The organism is Bradyrhizobium sp. USDA 4474 (genome assembly GCF_054057515.1).
Map to the genome: position 1 here is coordinate 3552498 of NZ_JBSRZJ010000002.1, position 20387 is coordinate 3572884.

Annotated in this window: 17 protein-coding genes; 6 read left to right on the plus strand and 11 right to left on the minus strand. The window is 64.9% G+C overall.

Annotated elements, in window-relative coordinates; genetic code table 11:
• Positions 1-63 precede the first annotated feature (63 nt).
• The 3 genes from ACVW16_RS18695 to murJ form a co-directional block, all read right to left on the minus strand.
• Positions 64-633 (minus strand): NifU family protein, encoded by a 570-nt coding sequence (locus ACVW16_RS18695; RefSeq protein ID WP_456700622.1) that lies wholly within the window; start codon positions 631-633, stop codon positions 64-66.
• Positions 634-760: 127 nt separating this feature from the next.
• On the minus strand, positions 761-1813 hold the full coding sequence (trpS, locus tag ACVW16_RS18700) for a tryptophan--tRNA ligase (protein WP_456700623.1): 1053 nt from the start codon (positions 1811-1813) through the stop codon (positions 761-763).
• A gap of 68 nt (positions 1814-1881) precedes the next feature.
• Entirely contained in the window at positions 1882-3414 is a 1533-nt protein-coding gene (gene murJ, locus ACVW16_RS18705; protein WP_456736734.1) for a murein biosynthesis integral membrane protein MurJ, read from the minus strand.
• 186 nt (positions 3415-3600) lie between these two features.
• On the opposite strand from murJ, the gene ACVW16_RS18710 reads away from it, so the two are divergent.
• Positions 3601-4602, plus strand: coding sequence for an adenosine kinase (locus ACVW16_RS18710; RefSeq protein WP_456700625.1), 1002 nt, complete (start codon positions 3601-3603; stop codon positions 4600-4602).
• Positions 4603-4760: 158 nt separating this feature from the next.
• Here ACVW16_RS18710 and ACVW16_RS18715 read toward each other — a convergent pair whose 3' ends face one another.
• Together ACVW16_RS18715 and ACVW16_RS18720 are read right to left on the minus strand one after the other, a co-directional pair.
• The gene (locus ACVW16_RS18715; protein ID WP_456736733.1) at positions 4761-6467 is read right to left on the minus strand and encodes an AMP-binding protein; all 1707 of its coding nucleotides are present in this window, start codon (positions 6465-6467) and stop codon (positions 4761-4763) included.
• Between the two features lie 108 nt (positions 6468-6575).
• Positions 6576-7769, minus strand: coding sequence for a serine hydrolase domain-containing protein (locus ACVW16_RS18720; protein ID WP_456700627.1), 1194 nt, complete (start codon positions 7767-7769; stop codon positions 6576-6578).
• 337 nt (positions 7770-8106) lie between these two features.
• Between ACVW16_RS18720 and ACVW16_RS18725 the strand changes: the two genes are divergently transcribed.
• Positions 8107-8427, plus strand: coding sequence for a hypothetical protein (locus tag ACVW16_RS18725; RefSeq protein WP_456700628.1), 321 nt, complete (start codon positions 8107-8109; stop codon positions 8425-8427).
• A 161-nt stretch (positions 8428-8588) separates the two neighbouring features.
• A complete protein-coding gene (locus ACVW16_RS18730; RefSeq protein WP_456700629.1) occupies positions 8589-10079 on the plus strand; it encodes an NAD-dependent succinate-semialdehyde dehydrogenase in 1491 nt (496 codons plus the stop codon).
• 51 nt (positions 10080-10130) lie between these two features.
• Here ACVW16_RS18730 and ACVW16_RS18735 read toward each other — a convergent pair whose 3' ends face one another.
• From ACVW16_RS18735 to ACVW16_RS18745, 3 genes are all read right to left on the minus strand, one after another.
• Positions 10131-10565: a hypothetical protein gene (locus ACVW16_RS18735; RefSeq protein ID WP_456736732.1), complete on the minus strand. Its 435-nt coding sequence runs from the start codon at positions 10563-10565 to the stop codon at positions 10131-10133.
• A gap of 584 nt (positions 10566-11149) precedes the next feature.
• Positions 11150-12064: a phosphoribosylaminoimidazolesuccinocarboxamide synthase gene (locus ACVW16_RS18740; RefSeq protein ID WP_456700631.1), complete on the minus strand. Its 915-nt coding sequence runs from the start codon at positions 12062-12064 to the stop codon at positions 11150-11152.
• Positions 12065-12127: 63 nt separating this feature from the next.
• The gene (locus ACVW16_RS18745; protein WP_456700632.1) at positions 12128-13045 is read right to left on the minus strand and encodes a pirin family protein; all 918 of its coding nucleotides are present in this window, start codon (positions 13043-13045) and stop codon (positions 12128-12130) included.
• Between the two features lie 179 nt (positions 13046-13224).
• Between ACVW16_RS18745 and ACVW16_RS18750 the strand changes: the two genes are divergently transcribed.
• Positions 13225-14286 (plus strand): helix-turn-helix domain-containing protein, encoded by a 1062-nt coding sequence (locus ACVW16_RS18750; protein WP_456736731.1) that lies wholly within the window; start codon positions 13225-13227, stop codon positions 14284-14286.
• Positions 14287-14432: 146 nt separating this feature from the next.
• Positions 14433-15860, plus strand: a complete 1428-nt coding sequence (locus ACVW16_RS18755) for a serine hydrolase domain-containing protein (protein WP_456736730.1) — start codon at positions 14433-14435, stop codon at positions 15858-15860.
• Positions 15861-15864: 4 nt separating this feature from the next.
• On the opposite strand, the gene ACVW16_RS18760 is transcribed toward ACVW16_RS18755, so the two are convergent.
• On the minus strand, positions 15865-17235 hold the full coding sequence (locus ACVW16_RS18760; protein ID WP_456736729.1) for an MmgE/PrpD family protein: 1371 nt from the start codon (positions 17233-17235) through the stop codon (positions 15865-15867).
• A gap of 120 nt (positions 17236-17355) precedes the next feature.
• Between ACVW16_RS18760 and ACVW16_RS18765 the strand changes: the two genes are divergently transcribed.
• On the plus strand, positions 17356-18471 hold the full coding sequence (locus tag ACVW16_RS18765) for an FUSC family protein (protein WP_456736728.1): 1116 nt from the start codon (positions 17356-17358) through the stop codon (positions 18469-18471).
• Positions 18472-18495: 24 nt separating this feature from the next.
• Here the strand turns inward: ACVW16_RS18765 and ACVW16_RS18770 are convergent, their stop codons facing one another.
• Both ACVW16_RS18770 and ACVW16_RS18775 read right to left on the minus strand, forming a co-directional pair.
• Positions 18496-18984, minus strand: a complete 489-nt coding sequence (locus ACVW16_RS18770; RefSeq protein ID WP_456736727.1) for a DUF2867 domain-containing protein — start codon at positions 18982-18984, stop codon at positions 18496-18498.
• Entirely contained in the window at positions 18981-20375 is a 1395-nt protein-coding gene (locus ACVW16_RS18775) for an MATE family efflux transporter (RefSeq protein WP_456700638.1), read from the minus strand. The genes ACVW16_RS18770 and ACVW16_RS18775 overlap by 4 nt, the downstream gene beginning before the upstream one ends.
• Between the last annotated feature and the right edge of the window lie 12 nt (positions 20376-20387).

A 20387-nucleotide genomic window follows, 5' to 3' on the forward strand; every position in this document is an offset into this window, starting at 1 on the left:
TGGCGAATAGTCTAGCCGATCGGAATGCCATTCGCCATTCGCTACTCACCATTCGCCCACTGGTTACATCGGCCGGACTTCGACCACGTCGGGCACGAAGTGCTTCAGCAGATTCTGGATGCCGTGCTGGAGCGTCGCGGTCGATGACGGACAGCCGGAGCAGGCGCCCTTCATGTTGAGATAGACGATCCCGTCCTTGAAGCCGCGGAAGGTGATGTCGCCGCCGTCATTGGCGACGGCCGGCCGCACCCGCGTCTCGATCAGGTCCTTGATCATGTCGACCGTCTCGGCGTCGGCCTCGTCGAAGAACTCGTCTTCGTCGTCGAGATCGGTGTCGCCCTGCGCTTCGCCGCCGGCGAGCAGCGGCGCGCCGGACATGTAGTGCTCCATGATGGCACCCAGGATCGCGGGCTTGAGCTGCTGCCATTCACCATCAGCCTTGGTCACGGTGATGAAGTCGGATCCATAGAACACCCCGGTGACCCCGGGCACATCGAACAGCTTTTCCGCGAGCGGCGAACGCGTTGCGGCTTCGCGGCTCGAAAACTCCATCGGGCTGCCGTCGGACACGGCGCGGCCCGGAATGAACTTCAGCGTGGCGGGATTGGGGGTCGCTTCGGTTTGAATGAACATGGCTTTCTCCAGACGTCGCCGGTTCAAGGCCGGCGCGTGCTCCATCCAGTAGCAGATGGCGACGGGGAACGCACGATCAAGGGGCGAATCGAGGTTCGCCCAAGGATTTCAGCAGGTTATGGAGTCCTCAGCGTCGGCGGATGAAGCCGACGATGTCCTTGGAGAGGTTCATGGTCTCCTCGGCGATGGCGCGGGCACGGTCGGAACCGTCGTTCAGGATGGTGTCGATGTGGCCGGGGTCGGAGACCAGGCGCTTCATCTCGCCGGCGATCGGTGCGAGCTTGGTGACGCACAGCTCCGCCAGCGCGTTCTTGAAGCTGGAGAACTGACCGCCGCCGAATTCGCGCAGCACGTCCGCCTTGGAGCGATTGGCGAGCGCGGCGAAAATGCCGACGAGATTGTCCGCTTCGGGGCGCGCTTCCAGGCCCTTTTCCTCTGAGGGCAGCGGCTCCGGATCGGTCTTCGCCTTGCGGATCTTCTGCGCGATGGTGTCGGCGTCGTCGGTCAGGTTGATGCGCGAATTGTCGGATGGATCCGACTTCGACATTTTCTTGGTGCCGTCGCGCAGGCTCATCACCCGCGTCGCCGGTCCCGTGATGAAGGGTTCCGGCAGCGGGAAGAACAGGCCATCACTGGCGCCGTGGCTACGGATCGAGTCGCCGAAATCATTGTTGAACTTCTGCGCGATGTCGCGCGAGAGCTCGAGATGCTGCTTCTGGTCCTCGCCAACAGGAACGTGAGTGGCGCGGTAAAGCAGGATGTCGGCAGCCATCAGCACGGGGTAGTCGTAGAGCCCGACGGAAACGTTCTCGCGATCCTTGCCGGCCTTCTCCTTGAACTGGGTCATGCGGTTCAGCCAGCCGAGGCGCGCGACGCAGTTGAAGATCCAGGTAAGCTCGGCATGGCCCGCAACCTGACTCTGGTTGAACACGATGTGCTTCTTCGGGTCGATGCCGCTGGCGATGAACGCAGCGGTCACCTCCCGGGTAACACGGGCGAGCTCGGTCGGCCCGCCCCAGACGTCCACGCCCTGCGTGATCGCGTGCATGTCGACGACGCAATAAATGCAGTTGTGGGTTTCCTGCATCTTTACGAAGTTGACGATCGCGCCGAGGTAATTGCCGAGATGCAGATTGCCCGTCGGCTGGACGCCCGAAAAAACCCGTTCAACGAATGGCATGGCACGCCTTCCCATAGGTGGTCGGCCGTCGTTTCCAACAGCGGCGCTGCCCCGTCAAGGGCAATTCGCTAAGTGGGCCGTTTCAGGGCGTTGACCGCCGCGCGCAGGGAGGCGGCGCCAAGGATTTGCAGGAGCAGGCCATAGACGGTGAGCCCGGCCGCGATCTGCAGGACCAGCACGATGAAGCGGGCGAGGCGGTGGGTCTCTGAGGGTATCAGCCCCGTGGTCAGCCAGAGCAGGGCACCCATGGTGGCTGCGGCAAGCACGATTCGCGGCAACCGCTCGCGGGCGTCGGCATCGACTGAGAAGCCGAATTCGCTGGTGCCTTTCCGGAGCAGCGAGACGGCGCTGCTCCAGGCGCCGGCGGCGATGCTCGCGGCGATCCCGCTCGCGCCGAAGAAATGCCCGAGCACGACGGCGAGCGCGATCGCCGCCACCAGGCCTTTGGCGGTTGCGAGCAGCGGCGCGATCGTGTCGCCGCGGGCAAAGAAGGCGGGCGACAGCGCCTTGATCAGCACGTGCGCCGGCAGACCCAGCGCCAGCCAGATCAGCGCGCGTGAGGTCGCCGCGCTGTCCTCCGCGCCGAAGGCGCCATGCTCGAACAACAGCCGCACGATCGGTTCGGCCAGCACGGCGAGGCCGAGCGTAGCGGGCAGTGCGAGCCCGGCTGCGAGTTCCAGTGCGCGCGATTCCGCATGCGCGACGGCCGCGCGGTCGGCGCTCCCCACCGCGCGCGTCAATTCCGGCACCAGCACCGTGCCCATGGCGACGCCGACAATGCCGAGCGGCAGCTCGATCAGACGGTTGGCGAAATAGAGCCAGGAGACGGCGGATGGCGTGGCCGAGGCGATGATCGCGCCTGATACCATCAGCCATTGCGGGCCGGAGCTTGCGATCATGCCGGGGATCGCCTTGGCGAAGAAGCCGCGCATCTCCTCGCCGAAACTCACGCGCAACGGCGTCGCAAGTTGCGCGCTTCGCTGCGACAGCAGCATCAGGAGCTGCAGCAGGCCGGCAATTCCGACGGTCGCCGCCAGCGTCCATGCCGCCAAGGACGCATCGGCGTGCCAGGCAAGCAGCGTCGCGATTGTCCCGATCAGCGCGATGTTGAACAGCAGCGGCGAGAACGCCGTGAGCGCAAATCTCCCCTGCGCGTTCAGCAGCCCCATCAGAACCGTGACCGGGCCGGCAAAGGCGAGATAAGGCAGCATCAGCCGCCCGTTCTGGACGGCGAGATCGAGCGAGGCGCTGCCGACGAAGCCCGGCGCGATGACCATGATGATCACGGGCATCACAAGCGCAATGCCGATCGAGATCACGATCAGAACCACGCTGACCGTGCCGAGCACGCGTCCGGCGAAGGCAGACGCAGCCTCTTCGCCGTCGCGCTCCCGGACGCGCAGCCAGGCCGGGATCAGGGCCGCATTCAACGCCCCTTCGCTCAGCAGCCGCCGCACCACGTTGACGAGCTGGAAGGCGGCCAAAAAGGCGTCCGCCACGACGCCGGTGCCGAGCAGCGCCGCGATCAGGGAATCGCGGGCAAAGCCCAGCAGCCGCGATGCCAGTGTTCCCGTCGAGACGGTCAGGAAGGAGCGGATCATTGCGTGGATATACCATAGCGTTTTCGAGCGAAGTGGTCTCCGGCTCGCGTGAAGAAAACGCGTCAAAAGACAACGCTCGTTGCTTGCCCGTGGCGGCCCGGTCGTGATAGGCCGCGAGCCAGATTTCAGGCCGACAGGAAGCGGATTTCCGTGGGGTCCGCAATCCGGCAAACAGGATCAAGGTGAATGGCTGACGCGAAATATGACGTTCTCGGCATCGGCAACGCGCTGTTCGACGTGCTGGTCCGGACCGACGAGGCTTTTCTCGCCAAGCACGGCATGACCAAGGGCAGCATGTCCCTGATCGACGAGGCCAGGGCCGCCGCGATCTATGCCGACATGGGCCCGGCGACGGAAGTCTCCGGCGGCTCGGCCGCCAACACCATCGTCGGCATCGGCAGCCTCGGCGCACGTGCCGCCTATGTCGGCAAGGTCAAGGACGACCAGATCGGCAAGCTCTATGTCCACGACATCCGCGCTTCGGGCGTCGCCTTCAATACGCCGGCCGCGAAGGACGGCCCCGCCACCGGCTGCTCCTACATCCTGGTCACCGGTGATGGCGAGCGCACCATGAACACCTATCTCGGCGCGGCGCAGGATCTGTCGCCGGCCGATATCGATGCGGCCGAGATCGCTTCCGCCAAGATCGTCTATCTCGAAGGCTATCTCTGGGATCCGCCGGGCGCCAAGGAAGCCTTCCTCAAGGCCTCAAAAATTGCCCACGAGGCCGGCCGCAAGGTGGCGCTGACGCTGTCGGACTCCTTTTGCGTCGGCCGTTATCGCGACGAATTCCTGGGGCTGATGCGGGGCGGCACCGCCGACATCGTGTTCGCCAACGAGTCCGAGCTGCACTCGCTCTACGAGACCTCCGATTTCGACACCGCGCTCAAGCAGCTGCGCAACGACGTCAAGCTCGGCGTGGTCACCCGCAGCGAGAAGGGCTGCGTGGTCGTGACGCCGACGGATGCTGTCGCAGCACCCGCTTCGCCGATCACGGAGCTGGTTGACACCACCGGCGCCGGCGATCTGTTCGCCGCCGGCTTCCTGTACGGCCTCTCGCGCGATCTCTCGCACAAGCAGTGCGGCGAGCTTGGCGCACTTGCGGCCGCCGAAGTCATCCAGCACATCGGCGCGCGTCCGCAGGTTTCCCTGAAACAGCTGGCGCAGCAGCGCGGACTGACGGTCTAGCGCGCGTCTCTCTCCTCGTCATTGCGAGGAGCTCGCGACAAAATTGCAAAGCAATTTTGCGCTGAAGCGACGAAGCAATCCAGACTGTCTCTGCGGGGCAGGCTGGATTGCTTCGCTACGCTCGCAACGACGATGCGGCGTCAGGTGTGCGTACCACCTCACGCCGTCTTCGCGGCCTTCAGCCCCAGCCGCTGCTCCACCGCATCCCGCATCACGAATTTCTGGATCTTGCCGGTCACGGTCATCGGAAATTCGTCGACGAATTCCACATAGCGCGGGATCTTGTTGTGGGCGATCTGGCCATCGCAGAAAGCACGGACCTCCTCCGCGGTCAGCGTCTCGCCCGGCCTGACGCGGATCCAGGCGCAGAGCTCCTCGCCGTAGCGGCTGTCAGCCACGCCGAAGATCTGCACGTCCTGGACTTTGGGATGACGGTACAGAAACTCCTCGATCTCGCGCGGATAGAGGTTCTCGCCGCCGCGGATCACCAGGTCCTTGATGCGGCCGACGATGTTGCAATAGCCCTCGTCATCGATGGTGGCGAGGTCTCCGGTGTGCATCCAGCCATTGGCATCCAGCACATCGCCGGTCTTTTCCTTCTCCTCCCAATAGCCAAGCATGACGCTGTAACCCCGGGTGCAGAGCTCGCCGCGTTCGCCGCGCTTGACGATCCTGCCTTCGAGATCGACGATCTTCACCTCGACATGCGGATGAATTCGCCCGACGGTGGAGACGCGCCGTTCCAGCGGGTCGTCCGTCGCGCTCTGGAAGCTGACCGGGCTGGTCTCGGTCATGCCATAGGCGATGGTGACCTCGCCCATGTTCATCTCGGTATTGACGCGCTTCATCACCTCGATCGGGCAGGGCGCGCCGGCCATGATGCCGGTGCGCAGCGATCTCAAATTGAAATTCTTGAACTCGGGATGATCGAGCTCCGCGATGAACATCGTCGGCACGCCGTACAGCGTCGTGCATTTCTCCTGCTCGATCGCGCGCAGCGTCGCCAGCGGATCAAAGCCTTCGCCGGGATAGACCATGGTCGCGCCCAGCGTGACGGAGGCGAGGTTACCCATCACCATGCCGAAGCAATGGTAGAGCGGCACGGGAATGCAGATGCGATCCCGTTCGGTCAGCCGCATCGCACGTCCCGTGAAATAACCGTTGTTGAGGATATTGTGGTGGGTCAGCGTCACGCCCTTCGGTGATCCCGTGGTGCCGCTCGTGAACTGGATGTTGACGGGATCGTCGAACTGAAGCGCCGCGCCGAGCGCGGCGAGCTGCTCGCGATGCTTCGTGCCGCCCATGCGCGCGACGTCCTCGAAGGCGACAGTCCCGGGCGCCGAAGGTCCGCCGATCTGGATCACCATCCGCAGCGCCGGCAGCCGCGCCGCCTGCAACTGCCCGGGCCTGGCGCTCGCGAGCTCCGGCAGCAGCGTGTTGAGCATCTCCATATATTGGCTGGTCTTGAACGCCGTCGCGGTCACGATCGCAGCGCAGCCGACTTTCTTCAGCGCGAATTCCAGCTCGCTGAGCCGATAGGCGGGATTGATCGTCACCAGGATCAGGCCGGCCTTGGCAGCGGCAAATTGAGTGAGCGTCCATTCCGGACGGTTCAGCGACCAGATGCCGATGCGTTCGCCGCGTTCCAGGCCGAGCGCGAGAAAGCCTGCGGCGAGCGCGTCGACACGTTCGGCGAATTCCGTCCAGGTCCAGCGCACGCCGTGGCCGGGCGCGACCAGCGCCTCGCGGCTGCCCCAGCGCCGCACCGCATGGTCGAGACTGCGGCCGATGGTGTCGCCGAGCAGCGGCGTGTCCGAGATGCCGCAAACGTAGCTGTCGGCTTTGCCTGCAAGATCGTTGACCAAGTTCGCCTCCTCGAATCATTGCCCCGTGCCCTGGAGCCGATGGCCTTCGGGCACGAGGTTATCCCTTGCCGGGAAGGCGCGCGACGCCGCGCGCCTCATACTAAGGGGTTAGGCCGCCTTCTTGCCGCTGCCCGCATCGAGCCCGGCATAGACGCCTCGCTCGAATCCCGCGAACGCCTGTAAGCATTTTGCATCGACGAACGGCAACACCTGCATCAGGATCACGCCGGAAACATCGCGCTCCGGGTCGATCCAGAAATAAGTGTTGGCGAGACCAGCCCACGCGAGGCTGCCGGCACTGCGGCCCTCCGGCGTCTTGGCCGTATTGATCAGAAAGGACAGTCCCCACTTCTTCACGATGTCGGGGAAGAGATCGACGTCGTTGGTGTACATGGGCGCCACGGTGGTCATCTTGCCGATGGTGAGATCGCCGATGTGGTTCTGGCGCATCAGCGCGACCGTCTCGGGCTTCAGCAGCTGGTTGCCGCTGCCGCGGCCCTGGTTGAGGATCATCTGGGTAAACTTGATGTAGTCGCCGGCCGTGCTGTAAAGGCCGCCACCGCCCATGTGGAATTCCGGGTTCTGCTCGATCTCGAACGGGATCGGTGTCAACGATCCATCCTCGCCGCGCGCATGCGTGGCGACCAGCCGCTTGCGCATGTCCTCGGTGATCTTGAACGCGGTGTCGTTCATGGCGAGCGGCGTGAAGATGTTGTCGCGCAAGTAGGCATCGAGACGTTTGCCGCTCACGGCCTCAATCGCCTTGCCGACGAAGTCGATGTTGATGCCATATTCCCAGCGCGTTCCGGGGTCGGACATGATCGGAGTCTTCAGCGCGACGTTCTGGCAGGAAAAGATGTTCGGGGTTCCGGTCTTCTCCAGATATTGCGCGCAGTCGCCGTTCCACACGTTGTAGGCGAAGCCGGCGGTGTGGGTCATGAGCTGGCGCAGCGTGATCGCGCTTTTCGCCGGCCGCAGTTTCGGCTCACCCTTGGCGTCAAAACCTTCCAGCACCTGCGGGTTGGCGAGATCGGGCAGCAGCGAACCGATCGGCGCATCGAGCGACAGCTTGCCCTGCTCGACCAGCTGCATCGCGCCGGCCGATGTCACCGCCTTCGTCATCGAGGCGATCCAGAATACGCTGTCCATTGTCATCGCATCGGGCTTGGATAGATCGCGCTTGCCGAACGCGCCCTGATACAGAACATCGCTGCCGCTGGCGGCGATCGCAACAACGCCGGGAATGTCCTTGGCGTCGCTTGCCTTGCTCAGAATCTGATCGATCTCAGCTTTGCTTTGCATCGCGTTTCCTCCGGTTTGATTATCGTTGGAAGTGATCGATTGTCCTCCCGCATCCGCTGCGCGGCAAGCGTGGCGATATGCATCCTGCGGTCGCGATGTCGTGACTTGACCGCCTGCGCTCCGCGCGGGACGACTGATCTGCAACACTTCTCCACAATCTGCGGTGGATCGCTGCAGCTCACCATGACCTTGGATGGGCTCAGGCGGTATGTTTCGGGTGTTTGAAGCACTTGAAACGTTTTGTGCGATGCGGCGTTCAGCTGATGGCCCGATCGGCGGCTGACGTTAAGACTTGAAGCAAATTTGGCGACCGCCTGGCGGCCGCGGGGGACCTGAGATGATTTCGACTTGGAGCGAATGGAAGCGCTATCCCCGTCCCGGACGGGGCGACAATCTGGAAGCGCCGATCTCGCCCGGTATTTACGAGGTCCGCATCGCAGGCACCGGTGCGCTTTATTCGTTCGGCGCGGTCGACAATCTGGCGCAATCGCTGGCGCTGCTGCCGGTGGGATCGAAGTCCTGGTTCGGCCGCCGCGATACCTCCGACGCGCCTGATCTCGAATACCGGACCTGCGCGACCTCCTCGAAGGCCGGTGCCAAGGCGGCCGCCGAGCGCATGATCGGCCGGCGCGAGACCTATCTGAACGGCGCAGCGTAGTTGCTGCTGGCATTTGCTCACGCGTCCGCAATGCCCAGCGGGGAGAGGCAAGAGGCAGCGCTGCCATTTTTACTCTCAGCAGATGTGCGTTGCGGGACCCTGCATTGTGCACCCGATGTCCCTATATTCCGGGCCGATCCTGATCGTCCGAGGAGTACGCCATGACGCCGACCGCCGCACGCGCCCAGCATGCCACAGCCACCCTGCGTGACCGGTTGAAGGACCCGTCGCTGCTGAAGGAGGCCTGCTACATCGACGGAGCCTGGGTCGGGACGCCCGTGTTTGCCGTGAATAATCCCGCGACCGGTGTCGAGATCGCGAAAGTTCCGCAGCTTGGCGCGGACGAGACGACCAAGGCGGTCGAAGCCGCCCAGCGCGCCTTTCCCGCTTGGGCCAGGCATACCGCCAAGCAGCGCTCCAACATTCTGCGCAAATGGTTCGAGCTGATCGTCGCCAGCCGCGAGGACCTCGCGCTGATCCTCACCTCCGAGCAGGGCAAGCCGCTGTCCGAGGCGCTCGGCGAGGTCGATATCGGCGCCGCCTATATCGAGTTCTTCGCCGAGGAAGCGAGGCGCGTCTATGGCGAGACCATTCCGACGCAGCGCCCCGATGCACGGCTGCTCGCGATCAAGCAGCCGATCGGCGTCTGCGGCGCCATCACGCCGTGGAATTTCCCGAACTCGATGATCACGCGCAAGGTCTCGCCCGCGCTCGCTGCGGGCTGCACCGTGGTGCTGAAGCCTGCCAACGAGACGCCGCTGTCGGCGCTGGCGCTGGCCGTGCTCGCCGAGAGAGCCGGTGTCCCGAAGGGCGTGCTCAACATCATCACGGGCGACGCTCCGCCGATCGGCAAGGTGCTGTGCGAGCATCCGGCAGTGCGCTTCGTCGGCTTCACCGGCTCGACCGCCGTCGGCAAGATCCTCTACCGGCAGGCTTCCGTCGGTGTGAAGCGGCTCGGCCTCGAGCTCGGCGGCAATGCGCCGTTCGTGGTGTTCGACGATGCCGACATCGACGCCGCGGTCGAGGGCGCGATCGTCTCGAAATACCGCAACATGGGCCAGACCTGCGTCTGCGCCAATCGCATCTACGCCCAGGACAAGATCTACGACGAGTTCGTCAAGAAACTGTCCGCAAAGGTCGCGGCGATGAAGATCGGCGACGGCACGGAAGCCGGTGTCACGCAAGGCCCGCTGATCAACATGAAGGCAATCGACAAGGTCGAGCGCCACATTGCGGATGCCGTCAAGCGCGGCGCCAAGGTCGTGACCGGCGGCAAGCGCAGCGAGCTCGGGCGGTCCTTCTTCGAGCCGACCGTGCTGGCTGATGTGAAGCCCGACTCGCTGGTATCGCAGGAAGAAACCTTCGGCCCGCTGGCGCCGGTGATCCGATTCAAGGACGAAGCGGACGTGATCGCGATGTGCAATGCTTCGCCGTTCGGCCTCGCGTCCTACTTCTACTCCCGTGATATCGGCCGCGTCTGGCGCGTCGCCGAAGCGCTGGAGTCAGGCATGGTCGGCGTCAACACCGGCCTGATCACGACGGAAGTCGCGCCCTTCGGCGGCGTCAAGGAAAGCGGTCTCGGGCGCGAAGGCTCGCGCCACGGCATGGAAGAATATGTCGAGATCAAATACGTGATGATGGCGGGGGTTTAAATCGGCGGGAGGCGGCCCGAAAGCCGCCTCCTGCTCCTCTCGTTTGTGCCTTTACTGACAGCGATACATGTGGCCGTCGTCCATCTTGGTTATCGTCCCGGGTTCGCAGACCATGCCGTTTCGCCTGCGCCATTCGTCCGGCGAGTAGGCGTAAGAGGCGTAGGGACCGCTATTCGCATAATAGTCCGTGCCCGTGTAGGGGCCGGTCCCCCATCCCGGTGACGTCGCGGCCATCGCGGCGGCCGTGCCAGCGGCTACGGCGCCCGCCCCGACTGCGGCGGCACCGTATCCGTACGCGGCTCGCCGCGCCTGTCGACGCGCCACGCCGGCAACGCTCACGGGAGTCAGCGGGCGACCGACGCGCGCCTGTGCGCTGTCGACCGATACCGAGATGCCGCGCTCCCCGGACCAGCCGAAGGAGAACAGCGCCGCGCAGGTGAACGTCGAGACTGCTATTGCAATTCTTGTCGCACGTGTACGTGTCATGTTTCGTCTCCATTGCTGTCTTCCAAATACGCTTCCGATGTCCAGGGGCCGTTGCGCGGTCCCTGGCGGTCTTCTTCGCGCTGGTTCAGGAGCGACGGCAACCGAAGCCATTTGCCTTCGGCGCAGGCGGCCGCACTTGCAATTCTGACAAGCAAAGGTTCATTGGAGGCACGCCCGGTCGTGCTCGAGTGCCAATGGCACACCGGATCATATTGGAAAGCGGGGCCAGGAGCTATTGTCCCAAGGGCGGCGCAATGGGTCACGCCAATTGCCCTATCAGAGGCTTTATCGGCACAAGCCGTCACGGCCGCCGCGATTGTCAGGTTCGCAAAGGTCAGCCGAAATCAGCAGCTTGTGGCTGAGCGTGGGGGCTTTTCTCAGATCGCATCGAACTGATCCGTGTTCAGACATAGAGCACGCTGGCGACCTCGGCCTGGATGGGTGGGTCCGGATATGCGCTTCGCTTGTCCAGGACGACGACAGGGCTCTTCCCACGCCGTTGCGAATTAACCAGACCGTCTCCGAGGTAAGATCCTGGATTTCTCCGCTTCGCTCGCAACGACGGAGCGAGAGGCAATGCGAGCCTAGATCTTGAGTTCGCGACCCGTCACCCGCCGATACGCTTCCAGGTACCGCTTGCTGGTGGCGTCCACCACGCTCGCCGGTAATGGCGGCGGCGGCGCGTCGCCGTTCCAGCGGCCGGCGCGGCGCTCGACGTCGAGATAGTCGCGCAAGGGTTGCTTGTCGAAGCTCGCTTGCGGCCGGCCGGGTTTATAGGCATCGACGGCCCAGAAGCGCGACGAGTCCGGCGTCATCACTTCGTCGATCAGGATGATGCGGCCGTCCTTGTCGCGGCCGAACTCGAACTTGGTGTCGGCGATGATGATGCCTTGCTCGCGCGCCAGCTCCTCGCCGAGCGTGTAGATCGCACGCGTCATGCTTTCGAGCGTGGTGGCGACGTCATCGCCGACGACCTGGCGCATCTTCGCGATGGTGATGTTCTCGTCATGCCCGGTCTCCGCCTTGGTCGCCGGGCTGAAGATCGAAGGGTCGAGCTTCTCGCTCTCGACGAGGCCGGGTTTCAGCGTCTCGCCGGCCAGCGTTCCACTCGCCGCATATTCCTTCCAGGCCGAACCGGAGAGATAGCCGCGGATCACGCATTCGATCGGGAATACGGTGGTGCGGCGCGACAGCATGGCACGGCCGAGGATTTCGTTGCGATGGGCTTTGAGCGCCGGGACGGCCGCGATGATCTCGTCGGTGTCGGCGCTGATCATGTGATGCGGCACGATGCCTTCGAGCTTATTGAACCAGTATGCACTGATCTGGGTCAGCACTGCGCCCTTCATCGGGATGGTCTCGCCCATCACGACGTCGAAGGCGCTGATGCGATCGGTGGTGAGGAGCAGCAGGCGGTCGTCGTCGACGGCGTAGACATCGCGCACCTTGCCGCGGCCGATCTTGGTCAGGGGCAGGTCGCTGGAGAGCATCGTGGTCATCGGCAGAGCTTTCGGAAAGGATATCCGGCCGCACCCGATGGCACGGCCGAAAACCGGATTAGCCTATTCCGGCAGCGGAATGAACTCATGTTCCTGCGGAACCGCCGCGAAGCGGCCGGTTTTCCAGTCCTGCTTGGCCTGCTCGATCCGCTCCTTGCTGGAGGAGACGAAATTCCACCAGATGTGGCGCGGGCCCTCCAGGGCATCGCCGCCGAGAAACATCATCCGCGTCGCCTTCAGCGCCTTCACGGTGATGCGGTCGCCGGGGCGGAAGATCAGCAGCCGCGGCCCCTCGTAACGTTCGTTCGCGATCTCGACCTCGCCGTCGACCACATAGATCGCGCGCTCCTCGTGGTCGGGGTCGAGCGGCACGCTCGCGCCGGCGGCGGCGGTGACCTCGGTGTAGAACCAGGGCGAGACCATCTTGACCGGCGAGGTGATGCCGAAGGCGGAGCCGGCAATCACCCGCGCGGTGAAGTCGCGCTCGGAGATCATCGGCAGATCGCCCGCCGCATAATGCTGGAATGAGGGATCGATCTCTTCGGAGGCTTCAGGCAGCGCGATCCAGCTTTGCAGGCCGAGCATCTGCTGGCCCGAGGCGCGTTGCGCATCCGGGGTGCGCTCGGAATGCGCGATGCCGCGGCCCGCGGTCATCAAATTCATCGCGCCCGGCGCGATCTCCTGCACGTTGCCCTCGCTGTCGCGATGCATGATCGAGCCGTCGAACAGATAGGTGACGGTGGCGAGCCCGATATGCGGATGCGGCCGCACGTCCATGCCCTTGCCGGAGACGAACTGCACCGGGCCGAAATGATCGAAGAAGATGAACGGCCCGACCATCTGCCGCCTGCCGTGCGGCAGCGCGCGGCGGACGACGAATCCGTCGCCGAGATCGCGGGTGCGCGGCACGATGACGAGATCGAGCGCATCGCAGGACATGGGATCGCCGAGCACGGGATCGTTGGAGGGCTGCCAGCTCATGGTGGGCTCCTTCTTTATTGGTGGGTCCGATCGTAGCAGGATTTCGCATCGCCGTCGTCCTGACAGACCATCGCAGGCGCGTGATGAGGCGCCGCTAACCCTGACAGCGCCCGGGTGCTTGAAAAAATTGTTCTGACGGACGATGTTCGGTCCGCTCAAACCCACTCGCGCAGTCTTCGATGTCCCTCGCCGCCCTCGACCTTGCCTTTCGCGCCGCCAGCGTCGCGCTGCTGCTGGTGCTGGCGGCGTCGCTGCTGCAGGATTTTCGCAACGTGCCGGCGGCCCGCCTGGGTGCGGCCTTCGCGCTGAGCTCGGTCGCGCATGTTGTAAGCTATTCGCTGGATGTCACGTCGCCGATCCCGCTCTGGCATGCGCCGCTGGTCGCAATATCGACCGGCACCATCGTGGTGTTCTGGCTGTTCACCCGCGCCCTGTTCCACGACGAGTTTCGCCTGCGCTGGTGGCACGGCCTGATCTGGGCGCTGGTAGCGGGTTTCAGCTTCGCGGGCTGCGTCTGGATTGCACCCAGCGGCCATGTGCGGTTCTCGGTGACAGTGGTCAATCTGATCTCGCTCGGCTTCATCGCGCTTGCGGTCGGGCAGATGATCGCGTCCTGGCCGGCCGATCTGGTCGAGCGCCGCCGCCGCGTTCGCGTTTTCATCGTCTGCGCCATCGCACTCTATGGCGGGCTGAACGCGGTGCTCCAGATCGCCACCGCCGGCCACCACGTCGGGGCTGCAGCCGAAACCATCAATGCTGGCGTGCTGGCCTGCACCGTCGCGGCGATCGTCTATGCCGTGATGCGCATCGACGGGACGGATTTGTTTCCGGCCGAGGCGGAGCCCGCGCCACCCCATGTTTTCAGTCGGCCCGCGACCGATGATTCCGCCGATCAAAAGCTCATCGAAGCCCTGATGCGGCTGATGGCGGACGAGCGGATCTATCGTCAGGAGAACATCACCATCGGCGCCCTGGCCACCCGGCTGAAAATTCCGGAATACCGGCTCCGGCGGTTGATCAACCAGCGGCTCGGCTATCGCAACTTCAATGTCTTCCTCAACAACCACCGGATCGAGGAAGCCAAGACCGCGCTCGCTGATCCCTCTCAGGCCGAGGTTCCCGTCATCACCATTGCGATGGACGCCGGCTTCCAGTCCCTTGGCCCTTTCAATCGCGCCTTCAAGGCGGTCACGGGCGTGACGCCGACGGAATACCGGCGCCTCAAGGTCGATGCGGCCTAGATATTTAGCCCTTTGAAATCACAGAAGAATTCCAGAATCGGCCAGCCTCGACCAGTTTCAACCAGGTCATTTTCCAAATCCGGCGAGCGCGTGTCGCCCGCTTCCGGCCTGCTCTCCCGCACTCGCCCCGCAGCTGGAGAAAGCCCGTGACCCGTCGCCGTAAGATCATGCTCGCTACGACCGCCATCGCCTGTGCCGGCCTCGCGCTCGGCGCGGCGCGGGCGCGTGACGTGCCCAAGATTGCCACCGGCTTCATCGCGCATACGCTCTGCTCGGAGACGTTCGTCTCCGGGCTCGATCCCAAGCGCGACCTTGCCGAGACCACCGATGCGATGCCGGGTGCCGATCTGCTCACCTGGGCGATGAATCTCCGGATCGATCGCGCCCGCAAGGACGTCACGGTGACGTTGTTCGGCATCGGCCGCAGCCATGCCGTCTATCGCGAGGGGCTCGGCTGCACGCTCGAGCACGGCCAGGGGATCGCCGACGTCGCGCTGCCGCCTGACGACAAGCAGCCGGCATTGCTGCCCGAGATCGCCGGTCCGGGACTTGTGACGCCGCAAAGCAAGGGCTTGTCGGCGGCGCTCGACCGCGCCTTCGCCGAGCCAACCCAGCCGCCTTATCGCCGTACCCGCGCGATTGTCGTCATGAAGAATGGCCGCATCATTGCCGAGCGCTATGCCGACGGCATCGGCCCGCAGACGCAGCTGCTCGGCTTCTCCATGACCAAGTCGGTGACCTCGGCGTTGACAGGCATCCTGGTGCGCCAGGGCAAGGTGAAGCTCGATGGGCCCGCGCCCGTCGCCGCCTGGCAAAATCCTGATGATCCGCGTCATGCCATCACCGTCGACCAATTGCTGCGGCATACCGCCGGCATTGCGCTTGGAAGCTCGTTGCAGGCCTCGCTGGGCTCGGTGCTCGAGCCTGTCAACACCATGAAATACGCCGAGGACGATATGGCGAGCTTTGCCGAGCGTGCGTCGCTTGCGACGGCACCGGGCACGGCGTGGAATTATCACGACGGCAACAGCATCATTCTCGCGGATCTGATCCGTCGCGCCGCCGGCGGCAAGCCGGCCGATGCGCTGGCCTTCGCGCGTCGCGAATTGTTCGCGCCGCTCGGCATGCACCATGTCACGCTTCAGCTCGATGCTTCGGGCACGATCGAGGGCTCCGGCGAGATGATGGCCTCCGCGCGCGACTGGGCCCGCTTCGGCCAGCTCTACCTGAACGACGGCGTCGTTGGCGGCAAGCGGATCCTGCCGGAGGGATGGGTGAACTACTCGGCTTCAGCCACGCCAAATGCGTGGGTCGGCATCGGGGCCGGTTTCTGGACCAATCAGGGCAACAGCTTTGGCGCGAAGTTTCGGCTGGAGCACGGCTGGCCGCGCGATGCGTTCTTTGCCAAGGGCACGATCGGGCAATACACGATCGTGATTCCGTCGGAGCAGCTGGTGATCGTGCGCCTCGGCCGTTCGCCGAACTTCCCGCCGGATGCGGACGGCGTGTTCGATCTCGTGCGCGAGGTCGTGGCGACAACGCGCGAGAAGGCGAAGCTGGCGGACGTGAATTAGGCCTCTACTGCCGCCCCAGCTCCGTCGCCTTCGCCACGCGATCGAAACGCTCCAGCGTCATGATCGCGTCGGCGAACTTGTCGGCCCGCGCATTCAGCACCGGCCGCGCCAGCGTCAGAAATTTCTGCTGCATCGTCTGCGCATCGGGGAAAGAGGTCGGCTCGCCGGAGGGATCGGCATAGAGCCGCTCGTGCACGCCGTCATCAGTCGTGATGCTGACGCGCGCGCCGAAAGGATGCGTGCGGCCAATCTCTAACCGGTCGTCCTGCACGACGTCGAACCTGTCGGCGAGGGCGTCGATGGCAGCATCGCCCAAGCGCCTGTAATCGTCCCAGCCGAACGAGCCCTGGTCGAGTGCGAGCGCGCCGGTGAAGAACATCGAGAACTGGCCGCCGACGATCGAGGTCGGATGCCGCTTGGTCGCGGCATCGCCGGTCAGGGTGATGCCGTTGCGGTGCAGGCCGATCTCGACCCGCTTGACCTGGTCGGGCGTCAGATTGTGCTCGCGCCGCATCGCGATCAGCGCGTCGATCGCGGCATGGGTGTAGCGGCAGCTCGGATAGGGCTTCACCCCGATCTTCATGGTCTCGTAGGTGTCGCCGAGCCCGGCCACCGCCTTGTCGGGATGCGCGTCGTCGGTGTAGCCGGCGAGCAGGCCGTGCTTGCCTTCGACCGATTCCGTCGCGCCGACGAAATCATTGCGCGCCAGCGTCGCTGCGATCACGCCGTTCATCGCGGCGGCGCCGACCTGGTAGCGCTTGTTCCAGGCGCCGTTGACGAGGAATTGCAGCGAGCCCGCGGCCTGACTGCCGGCAACGCCGAAGGCGGCGATGATCTGCGCCTCCGAGAGGGCAAACAATTTTGCCGCCGCCGCGGCGGCGCCATAGGTGCCGGCGGTCGCGGTCGGATGGAAGCCGCGCGCATAATGCGAGGTCGGATCCAGCGCATTGCCGAGCCGGCAGCAGACCTCATAGCCCGCGACGACAGCCGTCAGCACATCGCGGCCGGAGGCGCCGACCATCTCGCCGACGGCGAAGGCGGCTGGAACCACCGGTGCGCTCGGATGCAGCGAGGAATCCGCATGCGTGTCGTCGAAATCGAGGGAATGGCCGAGCGCGCCATTGAGCAGGGCGGCGATCGCCGGCGTCCAGGTCTTGCTGTCGCCGAACACGGTGGAGTCGCCCTTGGTGTCGAGCGCGAGCGCTTCCAGCATCTTCAGCAGCGAAGGCGTGGATTCGGCTTCGCTCCTCGCGCGGATGGCGCTGCCCAGGAAATCCAGCGTCAGCACCTTGGCGCGCTCCAGCACCTCCGCCGGAATATCGGCGAATTTCAGGTTGGCGACATACGTTGCGAGCGTTGCGGTTTCGTGGGCCATCGTGTTTCCTCGTTTTGGCCGGCAAGTTAGGCGGGGTGATTTTGCCTTTCAAGCGGCCTCGGGGCTGCGGGCATCAGCTATGCTTTCGGCTGGCTTTGGAGAGGATCGGGACATCAGACGATGGCAGGCGCAAAGGAGCTGGTCGACCGGATCCGGTCGCGGCGAACACAATTGGGGCTGGCGATCCGGGTCACGGTCGCGGCGGTGGCGGCCTATGCGATCGCAACCGCGCTGCATCTGTTGCTGCCGCTCTGGGCGGTGCTGACCTCGCTGATCGTGACCCAGATGAGCGTCGGCCGCTCGCTGAAGGCGACGCGCGACTACATGCTCGGCACGATCGGCGGCGCCATCTATGGCGGCACCATCGCGATCACGCTTTCCTACTCCAGCGAAGCGGGCCTGCTCGGGCTGCTGGTGCTGGCCGTCGCGCCGCTCGCCTTCGTCGCTGCGATCTATCCGAACCTGAGCACCGCCACCGTGACCGCCGTGATCGTGCTGCTGGTTCCGACCATGCATCATGCCGATCCCATGGCGTCGGCGATCGATCGCGTCTGCGAGGTCGGCGTCGGCGCCATCACCGGACTGCTGGTCTCGTTCCTGGTACTGCCCTCGCGCGCCGTCAGGCAGATCCGCGCCAGCGCGGCGAAGCTGCTCGAACTGATCGCGGAGGCTTTCAACGAATTGCTTGCTGGCCTCACGCGGGGCCGCGACAACGATGCGCTGCACCGGATCCAGGACGGCATCGGCACCGCCATGGTGGGCATGAATGCGATCGGTACCGAGGCCGAGCGCGAGCGTTCGGCGCGGCTGTCGAGCGGCCCTGATACCGGTCCCTTGCTGCGCACGATCCTGCGGCTACGCCATGACGTGGTGATGATCGGCCGCGCCACCGTGGTGCCGCTGCCGGTCGAGGTGCAGGTCAGGCTCGCCGCGCCGCTGGCGGAAGTCAGCGCGGCGATCGTACGGTTCCTGAAATCGGCCGCCGAAGCCATCCGCGAGGGCGCCGGCGCGCCGCCGATCCATCCCGTGCATCTCGCGCTCCGGCATTATTCCGAGGCGGTTGCGGACGTGCGCCGGGACGGCCTGATCCGCGGCCAGCCCGCCGAGACCGCGGAGCGCTTTTTCGCACTCGGTTTCTCGCTGGAGCAGATGCACCAGAACCTGTGCGATCTCGATCGCGTCGTCGGCGAATGGTCGGAAGCCGCGGCGGATGGGCCGGTGAAGGTCGCGAAGTGAGTTAGCGGCAGCAAAGAAGCCGGCTCATCGCGCCGGCTGCTCGATCCTCGCCATCATGCCGCGGGCCACGAGCTTGTGGAACGGGGTGATCAGCGCGAGATAGATCCGGCCGAGCAGATTGTTTGTTTTCACCAGGGTGGTCAACGTGACCTGGCGGCTCGCTGCATTCCCGGCCACGTCGACCACAATGCGGAAATCGAGGTGAGAATCATCGAAGCCGGCGATCAGCCGCTCCGGTGTCTCGCTCAACACCGGAAACAGGCCGATAACGCCGCCGGGCGCCGGCGCGCCTTCGCCCGATGTCTTGAGCCCGAACGGCGTCACGAGAACGTTGCGCAGCCGCACCAGCGCATCGACCCAGCGCGGCCCGTTCAGGACCATCCTCGTGCAGGCTTCGCGGGCGTTCACCGCCGCTTTGCCGATATCGACGCGAAACGCGTCGATGAATTGCGCGCCTGCCAGCACGGTGCCGGCCTCGACATCAGGCGTGATTTCGCGAACAGGGCCCGTCATCCCGCGATCTTGCGCGTCAGCGTCCGGAAACGCAAGATCAGGAGTCCGGCATAAACGAACGATCCGATCGACAGTCCGATCCAGACGCCGACCGCGCCAAGGTCGGCATGGAAGGCAAGCATCCAGGCGATCGGGAAACCGACGCACCAATATCCGATCGCCGCGAACACCAGCGTCATCGTTGTGTCATTGATGCCGCGCAGCGCGCCGCCCATGATGGTCTGGAGCGCATCGGCCACGAAGAAGGTTGCGCCGACCAGGAGCAGCGTTGCGGTCAACGCGACCGTCGGCGCGCTGGCCTCGCTGCTGCCGAGGAACAGCCGGCCGATTTCATAGCGGCCGAGGATGATGGCGATCGTCAGGCCTGCGACGAACGTGATGCCGAGCACCGCTGCGACGAGGCCCGCGCGTCGGACGCCGGCCGGCTCGTTGCGGCCGAACGCGTGGCCGACCCGAACGGTTGCAGCCATGCCGATGCCGAGCGGGACCATGAACAGCACGGCCGTGACCTGGAGCGCGATCTGGTGCGCGGCAAGCGCGGTGGTCGAGATCAGTCCCGTCAACAGCGCCGCCGAAGAGAATAGGCCGTATTCCAGCAGCAGTGAAAACGAGATCGGCGCCCCGATCACGATCAGCCGGCGCATCAAGGGCCAGTCGATCCGCCACAGATGCGCGAGCGGATGATAGTTTGCGAACGGCTTGCGCCAGGCGGCGATGGCGAGCGCGGCCACGAAGGTGCCCAGATTGACCAGCGTGGTCGCAAGCCCCGCGCCGAACAGGCCGAGCTCCGGCAGGCCGAACAGGCCATGGATCAGGCAATAGACCAGCGCGAAATTCGCGGGGATCGCCGCGAGCGTGATCCACAGCGGCGCCTGCGGCCGGTTCACCGCGCTCATCATGCTGCGGATCGCGATGAAGCCGAGCGCCGGCGCGATGCCCCAGGCGAGGCCATTCAGGTAGCGCTGTGCGAGCGCGGCCGAATGCGGCGCCTGTCCGAGCGCCGTCAGGATGTGCTCGCCATAGAGTGGCGAGGCCATCATAGGCAGCGAGATCAGCAACGCCGCCCAGAGGCCGACGCGCAAGGAGAGGCGGATGCGTCTGCCGTCACCGGCGCCGAACGCCTGGGCCGCCAGCGGCGACACCGCGGCCATCAATCCAAGCCCGAAGGTGAAGCTGACGAAATAGACGGTGTGCGCAAGTGCCGCAGCCGCCACCGAATCCTCGCCGAGCCTTCCGATCAGCACGAGATCGCTCGTGATCATCGCGATCTGCCCGAGCTGCGTCAGCATCATCGGCACGGCCAGCCGCAGCGTCTCGACGAATTCCTGCGCGAGATGGCTGCTGTGCACGCCGGCTTGCGGCGGCTGTTGTGATTGGACGCTGTCGAGCATGGCGGGTTGAGA